Source organism: Aeromicrobium ginsengisoli, assembly GCF_004134905.2.
GTDB lineage: Bacteria > Actinomycetota > Actinomycetes > Propionibacteriales > Nocardioidaceae > Aeromicrobium > Aeromicrobium ginsengisoli.
The window spans coordinates 1-927 of sequence record NZ_SDPQ02000007.1 but is presented as its reverse complement, the minus strand read 5'-3'; the positions used below and the strand labels follow the sequence as shown (position 1 = coordinate 927).

Annotated in this window: 1 protein-coding gene; it reads left to right on the top strand. The window is 67.0% G+C overall.

Going from position 1 to position 927, the window contains the following annotated elements:
* Window positions 1-151: 151 nt before the first annotated feature.
* Window positions 152-927, top strand: a 776-nt coding sequence (locus ESP70_RS19910) for a DUF222 domain-containing protein (RefSeq protein WP_149691077.1), incomplete at its 3' end; no start/stop codon positions are given.

The window sequence follows — 927 nt, the reverse complement described above, 5'->3', positions numbered from 1 at the left end:
CGTCTCACCATTCGAACAGGTGTTCGACTTTGTCGGTGATCTGTCGTAGTGTTGTCAGTGCGCCGATCTGGAACGACATGGGTCGGGTGAGAACCCTTCAGTGGGCCCCAAGGTTGAGATGACTCCCTGCCCGTACGTCTGAAGGTTTCTCGTGTCTGTTGCTCCGGTTGTTTCGCTCCCGCACCCGTTGGTGGGTGCGGTTGAGCGGATCGAGGGTGCGTTGGACCAGATGCCGGTCGCGGGGTGGTCGGGTCTGGAGGCTGTGCTGTTGAGGGACTGCGCGGAGCGGTTGATGCGGGTCGAGGCGCGGGTCAAGGCCCAGCTGATGGCCGTCACCAAGGCGCTGGATGAGACCGGTCTGGCCAAGGCCTCGGGTGCGTCGTCGACCGGGGCGATGCTGGCCGGGTCGTTCGGTGGTGACCGGCGTGCTGCTGATGGTCTGGTCAACCGGGCCAAGGAGCTCGACGCCGCCCCGGCGACCGGACAAGCGCTGGCACGGGGTGACATCGGCACCGCGCAGGCGGCGATCATCGCCGGAGCGGTCGCTGACCTGCCTGACGACACGACACCGGAGCAGAAGCAGGCGTGTGAGGACACGCTGATCGGTGACGCCGGGCGACTGTCGTTGAAAGACCTGCGTGCACGGTCCAGGCGGATCACCGACCAGTTCAAACCCGAGCCCGAGGTCGACGAGATCGAGAACCGGACCCTGCAGACCCGGGAGAAGGACGCCTGGCGGCGGTCGGAGTTCTGGATGTCCGACGACGGCGACGGGACGTGCCGGGGCGGGTTCCGCATCCCCCAAGCCCAAGCAGACCAGCTCCGCACCGCGATCGAGGCGATCAGCGCACCCCGCCGTGACCACCTCCACGACCACACCCCCGGTGCGGAGTCCTACTACGACCGCGACCTGGAGCACCGGCACCG